The sequence below is a fragment of the Actinosynnema pretiosum genome (genome assembly GCF_002354875.1).
Taxonomy (GTDB): Bacteria; Actinomycetota; Actinomycetes; order Mycobacteriales; family Pseudonocardiaceae; genus Actinosynnema; species Actinosynnema auranticum.
Genome location: NZ_CP023445.1, coordinates 2,782,795 through 2,798,637, shown reverse-complemented (window position 1 = coordinate 2,798,637; position 15,843 = coordinate 2,782,795). Strand labels below are relative to the sequence as shown.

The 15,843-nt window shown below is 73.1% G+C and carries 3 protein-coding genes; all 3 read right to left on the bottom strand.

The genetic code is table 11. The features are described from left to right. Positions 1–52: 52 nt before the first annotated feature. On the bottom strand, positions 53–1,951 hold the full coding sequence (locus CNX65_RS37780; protein WP_177154390.1) for a collagen-binding domain-containing protein: 1,899 nt from the start codon (positions 1,949–1,951) through the stop codon (positions 53–55). A gap of 1,385 nt (positions 1,952–3,336) precedes the next feature. Further along, on the bottom strand, positions 3,337–3,972 hold the full coding sequence (locus CNX65_RS37775; RefSeq protein ID WP_096492948.1) for a hypothetical protein: 636 nt from the start codon (positions 3,970–3,972) through the stop codon (positions 3,337–3,339). A 95-nt stretch (positions 3,973–4,067) separates the two neighbouring features. Next, positions 4,068–15,779 carry a DUF11 domain-containing protein gene (locus tag CNX65_RS12575; protein ID WP_157767611.1) on the bottom strand — a complete coding sequence of 3,904 codons (11,712 nt, stop codon included), beginning with the start codon at positions 15,777–15,779 and terminating at the stop codon, positions 4,068–4,070. Positions 15,780–15,843 lie beyond the last annotated feature (64 nt).

The following is a 15,843-nucleotide window of genomic DNA, read 5'->3' as shown; positions in this document are numbered from 1 at the left end:
GTGGGGGGCCACGCGGCCGGGGGTTTCTCCGGCCGCGTGGCTTTTTGCGGGGTCAGGGCTTGGGGGTTCTGGTGCGGTCGAGGGCGGTCAGGGCTGCGCCTGCGATGAGGAGGGTGGCGGCGAGGCCCAGGAGTGTTGCCGCGGGGGAGCCTGTGCCTGCCAGGGGATGGGTGGGCGGTGCGGTTGCTTGTTCGGCGGCGGCGGTGGTGGTTGTGGGGGTGGGTGGGTCTTCGGTGCCCATGAGGTTCGCCGGGGGCCTGCCGGTTGTTGTGGTGGGTGGCGGGGTGGTGAGTGGGGTCGGGTCGCTGATGGAGGTGGGCGGCCGGGTGGTGGGTGTTGTGGTGGTGGGGTCGGTGGTGGGTGGGTCGGTGAGGATCGGGTCGGTGGTCACCGGGTCGATCAGGCCCGGAGCCGTGATGAGGCCGCCCTTGAACGAGGTTCTTGGGGGGATCAGGTGTCTGGTCGTGGTGGTGGGTGTGGTGATGGGGGCGGCGGTTGTGGTGATGGTGGTGGGGGTGGGGGCCTGACCTGTGGTGGTTGAGGGCCCGGTGGTGGTGGGTGGTGACGTGGTGGTGGCGGTGGTGGGCGACGGCGGCGGCTCGGTTGTGGTGAGCGGCGCGGTGGTCGGGGCAGGCGCGGTGGTCGGGGTGCTCAGGGGCGTGGTGGTTGTGGTGGGGGCCGGTTCGGCAGGTGGTTGACCCGTTGTTGGAGGCTGCGGGGCAGGGGTGTCCGTGGTGCTGGTGACGGGCGCGTCCGTGGTGGTGGGCAGGTCCGTGACGGGCGTGTCCGTGGTGGTGGGCGCGTCCGTGGTGGGCGCGTCCGTAGTGGTGGCCAGGTCCGTGGTGCTGGAGACGGGCAGGTCCGTGGTGTCAGGCGCGTCCGTGGTGGTCGACGGCGGGTCGGCGGTCGCGCAGGTGGTGACCACCTCCTGGAAGGGCGCGTGGTGGACCTCGCCGCCGCTCCCGGAGTCCGGGCCGCCCATCGTCAGGGTTCGGGCGATCAGGTCGCCCTCGACGTTGCCTGGGCTCACGTCGAGGACGTGCGCGTTCGGGGCGTACAGGGTTCCCCAGAGGGTGCCGGTCTCCGGGGGGAGGGTGAGGGTGCCGGTGGTGGTGAAGTTCCACAGGACGTGCCGGGACGCGGAGTTGCCCTGCCAGGTGACGTTCGGCAGGTGGAGCGCGCGGTCGCCGGTGAACGGGACGTTCACGATCAGCCAGGCGCCGCTTCCGTCGCCGGGTTGGTTGTAGCCGGCGAGGGGGTTGAGGGTGGCCAGCTTGTCGAGCTGGTCGGGGGTGAGGGTGAGGGTGTTCTGGCCTGGGCGCAGGCCGAGGGTCGCGGTGGGGTCCTCGCCGTTCCAGGGGTTCTGACCGTTCTGGTCGCGCAGGACGGCGGTGGACGGGCAGGCGGCCATGCCGGCGTTGAGCTTGCGGTAGGTGGTGAAGAGGGTGGGGAGGTCGAAGCCCGAGGGGCGGGTGAGCGAGGCGGCGGGTTGGGGGGTGTGGACCTGGAGGACCGGGGCTGGGCGGCCTGCGGGGACGATGTCGGTGGTGCTGACGTTCTCGACGGCGGTGGCGTTGGAGAGGTCGCCGAACTTCGCGTAGGACGCGTTGAGCAGGTCGAAGCGGGCGGTGGGGGTGCTGGCGGCGTAGTCGAGGCGGCCACCGACGACGAGGCTGGTCGGTTGGGCGTCACCGGGGAGGACGTAGGCGCCGGGGTGGTTGGAACCGGCGCGGAAGTCGCGGAAGCTGAGGTTCCCGCCGATCGCGACCGGGCCCTCGACCTCGTTCTCGCGGAGGGTGGCGTCCTGCTCGACGAGGACGATGAAGCCGTGGGCCGGGTCGCGGTAGACGTCGGTGGGGTCGACCGTGCGCACCGGGTTGACGACCGCGCTCGGCTCGGCGAGCGCCGGGCGGACCTGCGTCGCGGCGACGCCGGAGGCGAGCGCGAGCACGAGACCTGCTGCGGCGACCGCGGCTGGGCGACTTCGCGTCCGTCCGGCGGTTCTGTTCACGGCACCCCCTGATCGAGCGACGGTGTTACCCGCCCTGTATCGGCTGAGGGGAGGGTGGGGAGAGTTATCCGGGGGAAGTTTTGGGTTGGGGGTGGGAGGGGGTTGGGGGTGGGAAGGGAGTTGGGGGTGGGTGGGGCTCGGGCGTGGCAGGGCTCGGATGGGATGGGTCTTGGGTGGGGTGGGTCTCGGGTGGAGTGGGGCTCGGATGGGGCGAGGCTCAGGTAGGGCGGGGACAGAGGGTGAGCCGGTCACCGGTTGGGTGGTTTTTCTGTCACCCGAGTGGTGAAGGTGGCGCGTTTCAGTGGGCGAGCAACCAGAAAGCAACCGTTCCGGGGGAGTCGGCGCTACTCGGGGTTCCCATGCTGATCCGGCACGTACTCACGGACTCACAGCCCACGACCCCCAGGGGGTAGCCATGAACAGCGTCACGGTTCCCGATCCGGACGGCACAGCGCTGAACTGCCCCCACGGCTGCGGGATGACCACCGTGCTTGCCGATCTTGGGGATGGGAAGCTCAGCAGGGTGCACGGGGGGACTTACCGGGCGCAGTGCCCTGGGCGGACGGCACCGGTGATCGCCGCGAAGTGGGTCGACTTCGCCAGACCGGTTGCTGCGTGAGGGTGTGGGGGTGTGCGGGCTTGAGGGGGATGGGGTGAAGGGCAAGAGCTGAAGGGCAAGACCAAGAGCTGAAAGGCAAGATCAAGAGCTGAAAGGCAAGATCAAGAGCTGAAAGGCAAGATCAAGAGCTGAAGGGCACGCCTCGCCGGCGGGGCAGACCTCCAAAAAAGAGGGGCACAGGCTCTGCCGGCCGGTGACTGTTGGTGCTCGGTGCCGGTTTACCCCTGCGGTGGTCCGGGTCCCTCTTCTCCGTTTGGCCTCCTTTCAGGCAAGCACAGGCGTCAAGACGCCGTTTGACACCCCGGTCTACCGCGGCAATGCGGCGGCATCTTGACACCTGCGCTCGGGCTTCGCCAGGCCAAACGGAGAAGAGGGACGCGGGATTGGCTGGCTGCGGGCTCGCTTCGCTCGCCCCGCAGCCCGCGAAGCAGTTGCGCTCACCTTGCAGCCCACGAGTGCGGTGGTCCCGCACACCGCAAGTGCGGTGGTCCCCTCCCCCATCTCCCTATCCGGTTGCCCGCCTCACCCAGCTCCCCAGGCGTTGCCCGCCTTACCCGCCTCCCCAGCCGGTTGCCCGCCCGACCCGGCTCTCCAGCTGGCTGCTCGCCTCCCCAGCCGGTTGCCCGCCCGACCCAGCTCCCCAGCCGGTTGCCCGCCTCATCCCGCCTCCCCAACCGGTTGCTTGCCTCTCCGCCTCCTCCGGCGGTTACTCGTACTCCTGGCCGCACACCAAAACCTCCGTCAGGTCCAGCCAGGACAAGACCGTCATCCCCACCACGCCCTCGGGTTCCGGGTGCAGCGGGACCACCGGGCCGGTCACCTGGGCTCGGGTTTCCGCCCCCAGGGCCCAGCCGCCCAGGGCGCCCGCGATTGCGCACTCCAGGTAGCTCGCCACGCGGTGGTTGTACCAGCGTGGGCCCGTTGCGCGTTTGCAGTTCCGGGGTCTTGGGGCGTCCACTCCCAGCTCCGGGTAGTAGAGCTCCGGGCCCTCCGCCAGGTCGTGCAGGTCCGCCACCTGCGACTGGACCACGCGCTCCCACACCTCGAACTCGCCCGTCCCCTCCCCCACCGACAGGTCCGCGGTGCGCCAGGACGGGTCGAAGGGTGGGGCTGGGGCGGTTGTGGCGTTGACCAGGAGGGACAGGGCCACCTCCGCTGGCAGGTCCGGGCGGGTGCGTTCTGCGGTTGCCAGGTGCCAGAGTGCTCGCAGGTACTCCTCCAGCGAGCGCTCCACGCCCCTGGCCGCGCGGCCCACCGACTCGTAGAACTCCTCGTTCGTCAGCACCGCTCCCCCTGCCACCAGCATCCGGACCCCCTTCTCGATCTCCTGGGGCAAGTGCACCACCGGGGTCTGACAAAAACGGGGGGTGCTGGGACGGGAACGGGGCGGCTCACCCGAAGGTGTGGCCGCCCCGTCGCCGGTGGAGCTGGGTCCGGCTAGTCGTTCGCGCGCTTTCGGACCATCAGGACGCCCACGCCGGTGAGGACCACGCCCAGGAGGAGGACCCCCTGGATGTCGAAACCGGTCCACGCCAGGGGCGGGAGCTCGGGTTCCGCGGCCTGGACGTCGGTGGTGACGGACGCGGTGTCGTCCGGCTGGGACGGGGTCGGGGTGGTGGGAGCGGGTGTGGTCGGGGTGGTCGGGGTGGTGGGTTCCTCGCCGGGCTCCTCGCCGCCGGAGACCACGGTGGCGGTGTTGGTGACCTGGCCGGTGACGGGGAGGACGGCGCTGACCACCAGGGTCGGCTCCTCGCCGGGCGCCACGGTTCCGACGTCCCAGCGGCCCGAGGACGCGTTGAACACGCCCTTGCTCGCGCTGGTCGCGGTGAAGGTGTAGCCGCTGGGCAGCTGCTCGGTCACCACCACGTCGGTCGCGGTGGACGGGCCGCCGTTGGTCACCTTGATGGTCCAGGTGACGGTCTCGCCCGCCGTGGCCTGGGCCTTGTCCACCACCTTGGTGATCTTGACGTCGGTGACCCGCGTGAGGGGCGCGGAGGCGGTGACCTCGTTGTCCTCCACCACCGGGTCGGACGTCGCCGAGCTGACCGCGAGGGCCGTCGACGCCGTGTCGCCGGTCGTGGCCGGGGCCAGCCTGATCACCAGGCGCAGGGCCCGCTTCGCGCCCGCCGCCAGGGTGCCGAGCCGGCAGGTGACCACGCCGTCGGCGGCGGTGCAGCCCTCGCCGGAGACGAAGACCGCGCCCTCGGGCAGGCGCTGCACGAGGACCACGTCGAGCGCGTCGGACGGGCCCGCGTTGGACACCTCGACGTTCCAGACCGACTCGGCGCCCGCGACCAGCTGGCCCTCGGGGGCCGCCGTCACGGACAGGGCGGCCGAGGTGCGGACCGCGACCGTGGACGTCGCCAGGTTGTCCTCCGGGTCGATCTCCGGGGTGCTGGAGGTGACCGACGCGGTGTTCGAGACCTGGGCCGTCGTGCTCGCCCTGACCCTGGTCTCCACGACCACGGACGCCACGTCGCTGGCCGACAGGTTCGGCAGGGCGCAGTCGAGCCGGGACCCGGTGAGCGTGCAGCCCGCGGGTGTGGACAGCAGTTCGACGCCGTCCGGGATCAGGTCGGTCAGGACGATGCCGCGCGCGGTGGACGGGCCGTCGTTGGTGACGACGATGATCCAGTCGAGCTTGTCGCCCGCGACGACCTCGGTGGCGCTGGGCGTGCTGACCACGCTCAGGTCCGCGTCGGCCGCCGACGAGCCGACGATCGAGGCGGTGTTGTTGGCCTGGTTGGGGTCCGCCACGGCCGAGGAGATCGACACGGTGTTGCTGACCGTCTCCGGCGCGAACTCCGGGGACACCAGGACCACGGCCTGCACGGTCACCTGGTCACCGGGGGCGAGGGTGCCGAAGTCGCAGGTCAGGACCTGGCCGTTGATCGCGCAGTCGCCTCGGTCGGTGGTGAAGCGGACCGGGGTGAGGCCCTCCTCGAACGAGTTGGTGAGCTGCGCCAGCGGGGCCGCCGACGGGCCGTCGTTGGTGACCGTGAAGGTGAGGAACGCCTCCTGGCCGGGGATGACCGGCTGCGGGGCCAGCACCTGGGTGACGCCCAGGTCGGCGCCCACGCCCACGTAGGTGGTGGTGGTGACGGTGTTGCTGTCGGGGTCGGGGTCGCTCGCGGACGAGTCGACCACGGTGGTGTTGACCAGCGGGCCGCTGAAGTCCGGGTCGATCAGCGCGGTGATGGCCAGCGAGACGCTCTGCGTCGAGGGCAGGACGCCCAGGTCGCAGCGGACGATCCCGCTGTCGAACGCGCAGCCCGCGCTGGCGGACACGAAGGTGACCCCGGCGGGCAGGGTGTCGACCACGAGCAGGTCGGCGACCTGGGACGGGCCCTCGTTGGTGACCGTGTAGGACCAGGTCACCTGCTCGCCCGCCGTGCCGGTCACCGGGGCGCTGCCCCGGATCTGGACGTCGGCGCTGGCGCCCGCCGCGCTGAGGAACGTGGCGGCGTTGTTGCCGGGGTCCGGGTCCTCGGCCGAGGTCCCGGCGGTGGCGGTGAACTCCAGCGCGCCCGCGTAGTCGGCGGCCAGCACCGCGTCGATCACCACCTCGACCTCCGCCCCCGCGGCGAGGTCGCCGAGGGCGCAGGCGACGGTGGTGTCGCAGCCCGCGCCGGTGACCCGCACGTCCGTGAACGCGGCGGGCAGCGGCAGGGCCAGGGTGGCGGCGAACGCGGTGGCCGGGCCGGTGTTGCGCACGACCGCGCGGACCTGCACCGGGCCGCCAGCGACGAGGACGTCCGGGGTGACCGCGACGGAGGCGCTGACGTCGGCCGCGCGCAGCACGGTCCTGGTGACGGTGGTGGTGTTGTCGGCGGTGTCCGGGTCGGTGGTGTCGGAGGTGGTCGTCGCGGTGAAGTCGGCCGCGTCGGCGGTGAACGCCGGGGTGATCCGGACGGTCGCCCGCACCTCCACGCTCTGCCCGGCGGGCAGCGAGGTGACCGAGCAGCGCAGCGAGGTGTCGCACTCGACGCCCTGCGGCGCGATGACGGTCACGACCTCCATGCCGACGGGCACCGGCAGGCTGAACACCACGCCCGCCGCGTCGGACGGGCCGTCGTTGGCGAACGACGCGGAGATCTCCACGTCGGTGCCCGCGACGAGCACGTCCGGGGTGATCACGACCTGCGAGGACAGGTTCGCCTCGCGGGTCACGGTCGAGCCGCCGGACGCGCTGTTGTCGGACAGGTCGAGGTCCTCGGCGGACGAGGACACCGAGCCGGTCAGCTGGAGCTGGTCGGCGGTCGTGGTGGACGGGACGGCCACCGCGAAGCGGAGCGCGAACCGGCCGACGCGCAGCCTGGGGGCGGTGCAGGTGACGTTGTCGGCGGTGGTGTCGCAGGTGAACTCGGCGGGCACGTCGAGCGGCGTGACCTGCGCGTCCTGCGGGATGGCCATCGAGAACACCACGTCGCCCGCGTAGGACGGGCCGTCGTTGGTGATGGTGGCGGTGGCCTCCGAGGTCTCACCGGCCGAGAGCTGCGGCACCGCGAACTCCAGGCCGAGGTTGGCGCGCGCGCCGACCGGGCTGGTGAACGAGCCGGTGTTGTCGCCCTGGTCGGCGTCGCCGGTGGCGGAGGTGACGGTGGCCCTGGTGTCGAGCGAGCCCTCCGTCAGGTCCGCGGGCATGGTCGCGGTGTAGAGCAGCGACGCGGACTCGCCCGCGGCCAGCTCGGCGATGGTGCAGCGGGCCCCGGTGCAGGTCACGCCCGGCGGCGCGTCGACCACCACGTCGGTGGCCCCGGCCGGCAGGAGCAGCTCGACCACGACGTCGCGCGCGGTGGACGGGCCGGAGTTGGTGACCACGACCGCGAAGTTCGCGGGCAGGCCGGGCACGATGGAGTCGTCGGTGGCGATGACGCTGACCGAGACGTCCGCTCCGGGCACCACCTGGGCGGTGCTGGTGGTGGAGCGGCCGTCGTCGGCGCTGCCACCGGCGGGTTCGGCGACCGGCGAGTCGAGCGCGGCGGAGACGGTCACCGACGGGTCGGTGCTGCTCTCGTCGAGCACGCCCGTGATGGACACGGTCACCGGCGCGCCGGAGGTCACGGACCCCAGGTCGCAGGTGATCTCGCCGGAGACGATCGTGCAGGAGCCCTGCGACGGGGTCGCCACGATCTGGCCGAGGCTCGCCGGGACGGTGAGCTCGAGGGTGGCGGGCGCGTCGGACGGGCCGGTGTTGGTGGCGGTGTAGGTCCAGGTCGCCGGGACGCCGGGGGTGACCGAGGCCGGGGCGGTCGCGGTCAGCGAGAGGTCGGCGGAGCCGGAGACGCCCGCGGTGGAGGTGGCGGTGTTGTCCGCCGGGTTGGGGTCGTTCGCCGAGCCCTGCAGGGTGACGCCGAGGCTGGCGGTGTCGCCGCTGTAGGACGGGGCGACGCTGACCGGGAGCCGGACGGTGGTGGTGCTGCCCGGCGGCAGGGAGCCGAGGTCGCAGACCACGCGACCGCCGACGACCGAGCAGGTGCCCCGGTCGGTGCTGGGGCTGCCGTTGAGGGTGATGCCCGCGGGCAGCGGGTCGAAGGTGAGCGTTCCGGTGGCGGCCGACGGGCCCGCGCTGGTGACGGTGGCCGTGTACAGGGCGTTCGTGCCGGGCACGAGCGGCTGCGGGTCGGCGTCGAAGGTCACCGACAGGTCGGCGGTGCTGCCGACGCCGATGGTGGTCACGACGGAGTTGTCGCGGCTGTCCGGGTCGCCGGAGGTGCTGGTGACGGTGCTGCGCATGGTCAGCGGCGCGCCGGTGTAGGCCGGGTCGACGGTGCCGGAGATCGTGACCGTGACCGACTCGCCGGGCGCGAGGTCCGGCAGGGCGCAGTCGGTCGGCGACGGGCAGTCGGGCCGGTCGGTGGAGGCGCCGAGCACCTGCGGGGGCACCACGCCTTCGAGCCGGACGCCGGTCGCCACCGAGGGGCCCGCGTTGGTGATGGTGACGGTGTAGCTCAGCGGCTGGCCCGCGACCGCGTCGCCGGGGGCGTCGGCGGTGACCGAGAGGTTCGACGAGGTCGTCGCCGAGGAGGTCACCGTCGAGCTGTTGTCGCCGAGGTCCGGGTCGGGGGTGTCGCTGGTGACGGCGGCGGTGTTGGTGACGCTGTCACCCGCGTCGAGCGCGAGGGTGCCGCGCACGGTCACCGTGACGGTGGGCGCCCCGGCCGGGATGTCCCCGAGCTCGCAGCGCAGGTCCCGGCCGGTGATGACGCAGGTCCCCTGCGGGGTGGTGGCGGTGGCGCCGGTGATCGACTCGGGCAGCACGTCGGTGAGGACGACGCCGCGCGCGTCGGACGGGCCCCGGCTGGTGACGTCCACGACGATCTCGATCGGGGCGCCCGCGACGGGCACGCCCGAGGTGACCGAGGCGGCCACCGACAGGTCGCCGCTGGGCGTCACCTGGCTGGTGGCGGTGGCGGTGCTGTTGGAGTTGTCCGGGTCGTTGGTGGGCGAGGTGATGCCCGCCGTGGTGTCCAGGGTGGTGGCGGTGGAGTCGGCGGCCAGGGTGCCGGTCACCGTGGCGGTGGCGGTCTGGCCGTCGGCGAGGGTGCCGACGGGGCAGGTCACCTGCTGACCCGTGATGGCGCAGGGTCCTCCGGGGCCGGTGGCGGTGATGCCGCCGACGCCGTCCGGCAGGGTGAAGCTCGCCTCGGCGCCGGTCGCGTCGGACGGGCCGAGGTTGCGCACCTGGAGCGTCCACGTGGCCTGCTGGCCGGGGGTGAGCGCGGTGGGCGCGGTCAGCTCGGACTGGAGGTCGGCGGAGCTGACCGAGGCGACCGAGCTGCCGTTGGAGTTGTTCGCGGTGTCCTGGTCGGGGGTCTGCGCGGTGACCGAGGCCGCCACGTCGACCGGGGTGGTGTTGGACGGCGAGACCAGGCCGGTGATGGTCACCGGCACCGACTGGCCTGCGGGAACCGCGCCGATCGGGCAGGTCGCGGTGCCGCCGGAGATGGTGCAGGCGCCACCGGGCCAGGTCGCGGTGACGTCCTGCAGCGAGGCCGGGACGTCGGCGGTGACCACGACGCCCTGCGCGTCCGAGGGGCCGGACGAGGTCGCGGTGACCGTCCAGGTGGCCTGCTCGCCCGCCGTGGTGCTCGCGGGCGGGGTCACGGTGACGCCGAGGTCGCTGGTGGGCGCGCTGGCGCTGTCGGAGGTGGTGGTGTTGTCGCCCTGCGCCGGGTCGGCGGTGGACGAGAACGCGGTGGCGGTGGTGCGCACCGACGGGGTGGTGTAGCCGCTGGTGACCAGCGCGGTGATGGTCGCCGTGGCGGTCTGGCCGGGCGCGACGTCGCCGAGGTCGCAGCTGACGCTGTCGCCGGAGACGGTGCAGCCCGCGCTCGCCTGCGGCACGACCCCGGCCGGGAAGGTCTGGGTGACCACGACGCCGCGCGAGGTGGACGGGCCGGAGTTGGTGGCGGCGACCGCCCAGGTGGCGGTCTGGCCGGGCACGACGGTCGCCTGGCCCGGTGTGACGGCCACGGCCAGGTCGGCGCTGGTGTTCGCGTCGGTCGTGGTGGACGTGGTGTTGTCGCCGGGGTTCGGGTCGGACGCGCCGTTGGCGACGGCGGTGATCGTGGTGGTGACCGCGCTGCCGGTGAAGTCGGCCGCCAGCACGCCGGTGGTGGTGACGATGACGCTGCCGCCCGCCGGGATCGCGCCGACCGGGCAGCTGATCGCGCCGTCGGCGACGGTGCAGGCGCCCGCAGTGGTCTGGCCGCCGTCGAGCGTGACGCCGGAGGGCGCCGGGTTGCTCAGCACCACGTCGGGCGCGCTGGACGGGCCGGTGTTGCGGATCGTGGTCTGCCAGGTCAGCCTGCCGCCCGCGACCGGCGCGCCGGAGATCAGCACGGTGCTGAGCGAGACGTCGGCGACCGCGCCGGAGGTGCTGCCCGCCGTGGCGGTGTCGTTGCCGGGCGACGGGTCGGGCTGGGGCGAGGAGGCGCGCACGGTGTTGGTGACGCTGGTGCCCGCCGGGGTGGTGCTGTCGACGGTGAAGGTGAGGTCCGCGGACACCGACTCGCCGACCGCGAGCTGCGGCCAGGTGCAGTCGACGACGCCGGACACGACCTGGCAGGTCCCGCCCGAGGTGGGCGCGGCCGAGACGAAGACCAGGCCGCTCGGGATCGGGTCGGCCAGCAGCACCTGCCTGGCCAGCGCCGGGCCGTTGTTAGTCGCGCCCACCCGGTAGGTCACCGGGCTGCCCGCGACCACGGCGCCGGACACCACGGAGGCGGTGGCGGACAGGTCGGAGCTGGCGGTGACGTTCTGGGTGGTGGACGCGGTGTTGTCCGCGGTGTTGCCGTCCGGCACCGAGGAGGTGCTGGTCACGGTGTTGGTGAGCGAGCCGGACAGGTCCTGGGCGAGCAGGACGGTGATCTGCACGGTCGCGCTGGCGCCGGGGGCGAGGTCGCCCAGGGCGCAGTCCACCGAGGAGGCGCCGCTGGTGCAGGCGCCCGCCGTGGTGGTGACGCCGGTGACGGTGGCCCCGGCGGGGAGCTGGTCGGACACGCTCGCGCCGAGCGCGGTCGACGGGCCCGCGTTGGAGACCTGCACCAGGTAGGTCTGCTGCACGCCCGCCTCCGCGTTGCTGGAGGAGGCGGACACGGTGGTGGTCAGGTCGGCCTGCGAGCTGGTCGTGGAGGCCAGCTCCAGGCGGCGGTTGTCCGGCGACGGGTCGGCCTCGGCGCTGCCCGCCTGCGCGACGAGCACGAGCGCGGTGCCCGCCGGGGTGGTCGGCGGGACCTGGGCGGTCAGCACGACCGTGACGGCCTCGCCGGGCTCCAGGGCGCCGAGCGCGCAGTCGACGGTGCGGCCGTCCGCGCTGGTGGTGCAGGTGCCGCGCTGGGCCTGCACGCCGCCGGGCAGCAGGGTGAGGCCGTCGGGCAGCGTCTCGGTGAGGGTCGCCCCGGCGGAGCGGGACGGGCCGGTGTTGGTGATGGTGACGGAGTAGGTCTGGGCGGTGCCCGCGCGGACCGGGTCGGCCGACTGGTTGCCGGTCACGACCAGGTCGGCGACCTGGGTGACGGGGGTGTCGAGCGCGGTGCTGCTCCCGGCCGGGGTCGGGTCGGGGGTGCTCGCGGTGAGGGTGGCGTTGGTGCTCGCGGTGCCGGTGGCGTCCGGGGCGACCTGCACGACCACCGTGACCGTCGCGGTGGAACCCGCGGCGAGCTGGTCGATCGAGCAGTCCACGCCGCCGTCGGCGGTGCTGCACGAGCCGAGGGAGGTGCTGGCCGAGATCACGGTCAGCGGAGCGGGGAACTGGCTGCTCAGCAGCACGCCGCGCGCGTCGGACGGGCCCGCGTTGCTGATCGTGGTGGTGTACGTGGCGCGGGAGCCTGCGACCAGCGGCGAGGTGTCGACCTGCTGGGTCAGCGACAGGTCGGCCTGCGCGGTGACCTGCGTGGTGCGCGTGATCGTGTTGTTGGCCGGGGTCGGGTCGCTGGTGGCGGAGCTGGCGGTGACGGTGACCTGCCGGTCGCCCGGTGGGCTGGAGGGCACGATCCGGCCGGTGGCCGTCGCGGTCGCCGAGGCGCCGGGCGCGAGCGTGCCCACCGGGCAGGTGATGCGGGTGCCCTGCACGGTGCAGGGGACGCCGTTGACCGTGGCGGCCAGGTCGGCGACCCCGGTGGGCAGGTCGGCGACGAGGACGGTGTCGCGGGCGTCGGACGGGCCCGCGTTGGTGATGCTGATCGAGCGGGAGAACGACTGGCCCGCGATGAGCGGGGTGGTGAAGTCGCCACCGGTCAGCCGCACGTCCGCCTGGGTGGTGACCGTGGTGGTGATGGAGGCGGTGTTGTTGGAGGCGGTCGGGTCCGGGGTGGTGGCGGTGGCGGTCGCGCTCACCGTCTCCGTGCCGGGGTCCTGGTTGGCCGGGATGGCGACCTGCAGGGTGACGTCGGCGCTCGCGCCGCCCGCGAGGGTGCCGATCGCGCAGCGCAGCACGCCGCCCGCGTCGGTGGCGCAGGCGCCCTGGGTGCTGGTGGCGGAGGTGGTGGTGAACCCGGCGGGCAGGCTCGGGGTGAGCACGATGCCGGTCGAGGTGGACGGGCCGTTGTTCCTGGCGGTGAACCGGTAGGTGAGGTTCTGGCCGGTGGTGACGCTGGCGGGCTGGGCCTCGCCGGTGACCTGGACGTCGGCCTGCGCGGTGACCGAGGCGTTGTAGCCCGCGGTGTTGTCGGCCGTGTTCGGGTCGGTGCTGCTGGAGGCGACCGTGACCGAGTTGGCGAAGCCGCCCGCCGGGACGACGCCCGGCGTGCTGGCGGTGATCTGGACGGTGGCGGTGCCGCCCGCCGGGATCTCGCCCAAATCGCAGGAGACGTTCTGGCCGGTGATGGCGCAGGTGCCCGAGGACGCGGTGGCGGCGGTCGGGGTCAGACCTGCGGGCAGCGAGTCGGTCAGGGTCGCGCCACCGGCGGCGGAGGGGCCCCGGTTGGTGATGGTGGCGGTGTAGGTGACCGGCTGGCCCGCGACGATCGGCTGCGGGGTGGCGGCCAGGGCGACGCCGAGGTCGGCGACCCGCTGCACCGTGGTGGTGGCGGTGTCGGTGTCGTCGTCGGTGGTCTCCTGGTTGGTGGTGGTCGCGGCGTTCGCCGTGACGCTCAGCGGGCCCGCGGGTTCGGAGGGGTCGATGGCGAGCCAGAGCATGACCACGTTCTCACCACCCGCGGGCAGCACGCCGAAGTTGCAGGTCACGGTGCCCGCGGTGATCGTGCAGCTGCCGGACTGCGGGGAGGCGCTGACGAACGTCGTCCCCGGAACGGCCGGAATCGTCACGGTGACGTTCTGCGCGTCGGAGGGGCCGGAGTTCAGCAGGGTGACGGTGTAGCCGGTGGTGGCGCCCGCGACCGGGTTCGGGTCGTCGGCGGCGACCGTGGTGCTGATGTTGGCCAGCGGCGCGACCGGCACGGACGCGGTGGCGCTGTTGTCGGCCGGGTTCGCCTCGGCGGTGGTGGAGCTGCCGGTGGCCGTCATGGTCAACGAGCTGCCGGTGTAGCTGGACGCGAGCGCGAGGACGATGTCCGAGCTGACCTGGGCGCCGGGCGCGAGGGTGCCGCGCGGGCAGGTCACCAGGTTGCCGTTGGCGGTGCAGGTGCTGGAGGAGACGAAGCGGGTGCCGTCGGGCAGCTGGGTGCTCAGCGTCGTGCCGCTGGCCGTGGACGGACCCGCGTTGGTGGCGGTGATCGTCGCGATGGCGCGGCCACCGGGCAGCGCGGACGGCGGCGCCAGGGACAGGCCCACCCTCAGGTCGGCCAGGCTGGTGATCGTGCTCGACGCGGTCGCGGTGTTGTTGACCTGCGAGTCGTCGGCGGTGGCGGCGCTGACCCGCGCCGAGTTGACCGCGACGGCCGACTGGATCGCCGGGTCGAGGTTCGCGACCAGGCCGATGGTCAGGCTCGCGCCGTTGGCGAGGGTGGGCGTGGTGCAGGTGACGACCTGGCCCGCCGCCGAGCAGGTGGTGCCCGCCGGGGTGGTGGCCGAGTTGAAGGTCGCGCCGGACGGGAGGGTGTCGGTGACGACGACGGTGCTCGCGTCGTTCGGGCCCGCGTTGCCGACGTTCAGGGTGTAGTTGGCCGTGCCGCCGGAGTTCTGGGTGGGCGTGGCGACGGTCTTGGTGATGCCGAGGTCGGCCAGCGCCTGCACGGGCGTGACGGCCGGGGTGCCCGCGAAGGTGAAGGCGCGGCTGAGGACGCGGGCGGTGTAGTCGAGCAGGGGGGTGTTGATGATCGTGGTGCCCGCGGCGGAGCGGTTGACCGTGGCGCGGAAGCGGACGACGGAACTGGTGCCGGGGGCGACCGATCCGCCTGACGTGGCGGTCGCCCCCGTTCCCACCCGCACCCGCACCGTTCGATCGGAGGCCGTGTAGTCACCGACGTCGTCGCCGGTCGCGTCGGTGACCGGTCCGGTGCGACCGCTCGGGTCGGTGACGATGGTGGTGCTGCCGGGGACGTAGGTCAGGCCCGAGGGGACGACGTCGCGCACGACGGCCGAGTCGGCGTAGTCCGCGCCGGAGTTGGTGAAGTTCAGCCGGTACTCGATGACGTCGCCGGGCTGGGCCGGGTTGTTGCCGTTGAGGTTGGTCGCGGTCTTGCTGATGGAGTTGAACTGCGGGGTGTAGAGGTCGATCTGGCTGGTGACGATGCCGGGGTAGTAGGCGTCACCGCCGGTGGTCAGGTTGATCGTGGTCGACGTCGCGCCGTTGGGGATGATGTTCGTGGTGGCGACGCTGCCGATGTCGACGCCGAAGTTGTTGAGGTAGCCGGGGTTGCGGCCGGTCTGGTCGGCGCCCGCCTCGGTGATGCGGGAGTCGAAGAAGTTGTTGGCCGGGCGGGTGGCGTCGCTGAGCGTGGTGCCCGCGAGGCGCAGCGCGTCGCCGGTGGTGCCGAGGTCGCCCTCCCACGCCACGAAGCCCACCGAGGCGTTGACCGTGCCGGTGGGCGGGGTGAGGAAGCCGGTGAGCGGGATGTCGAGGGTGTTGTTGAGGGCGGCCGAGTTGACGTCGGCGAAGCCCTCGAACACGCGCAGGTTCCGCATCGGCAGGGCCGGGTTGCGGTAGGCGACGACCAGGGACCAGCCCGCGTAGCGGTCGAGCGCGTTGAAGGCGGCGCCGATGTCGGCGACGGTGTAGGCGCCGTTGCCGCCCGCCGCGACCTGGGCGGTGACGTCGAGGGAGGCCTGGTAGGGGCCGTTGTCGCCGCTGGCGACCAGGGCGGCGGGCTGGGTGAGCGCGCCGGTCACCGTGGTGTAGGCGGTGGCTCCGGGGGTCTTGAACTTGACCGTCTCCAGGGCCTTGGTGGGCGCGGTGCCGCTGCCGGGCACGGTCCGGCCGCCCCAGACCAGCTTCGCGTAGAGGACGGTGGAGCCCGCGGGCATCGCGAGCGTGGCCGTGGAGGAGTTCGACGTGGACGGGTCGGAGTCCACGTCGACGAAGTTCATCAGGTACGTGTTGTTGTTCAGCGCCGCGCCGCTGCCGCTGCCGCTGCGCGCGGCGGCGCACCCGGAGGTCGCGGTGGGGCAGTCCATGGAGGACGCGCCGATGAGCGCGATGCCACCGGTGTCGTCCGTGCCGTAGGAGGTGGTGAACGGCGAGCGGATGAGCGCTTCGGCGGGGTCGGCGGTCACGAACGGCACCAGCGCCGCGATCAGGGTGGCCACCAACAGGACTAGACCCGGACGCCGTGCCTGTGTCGGTGTCGGGGCTGCTGGCTGGTGCGACATT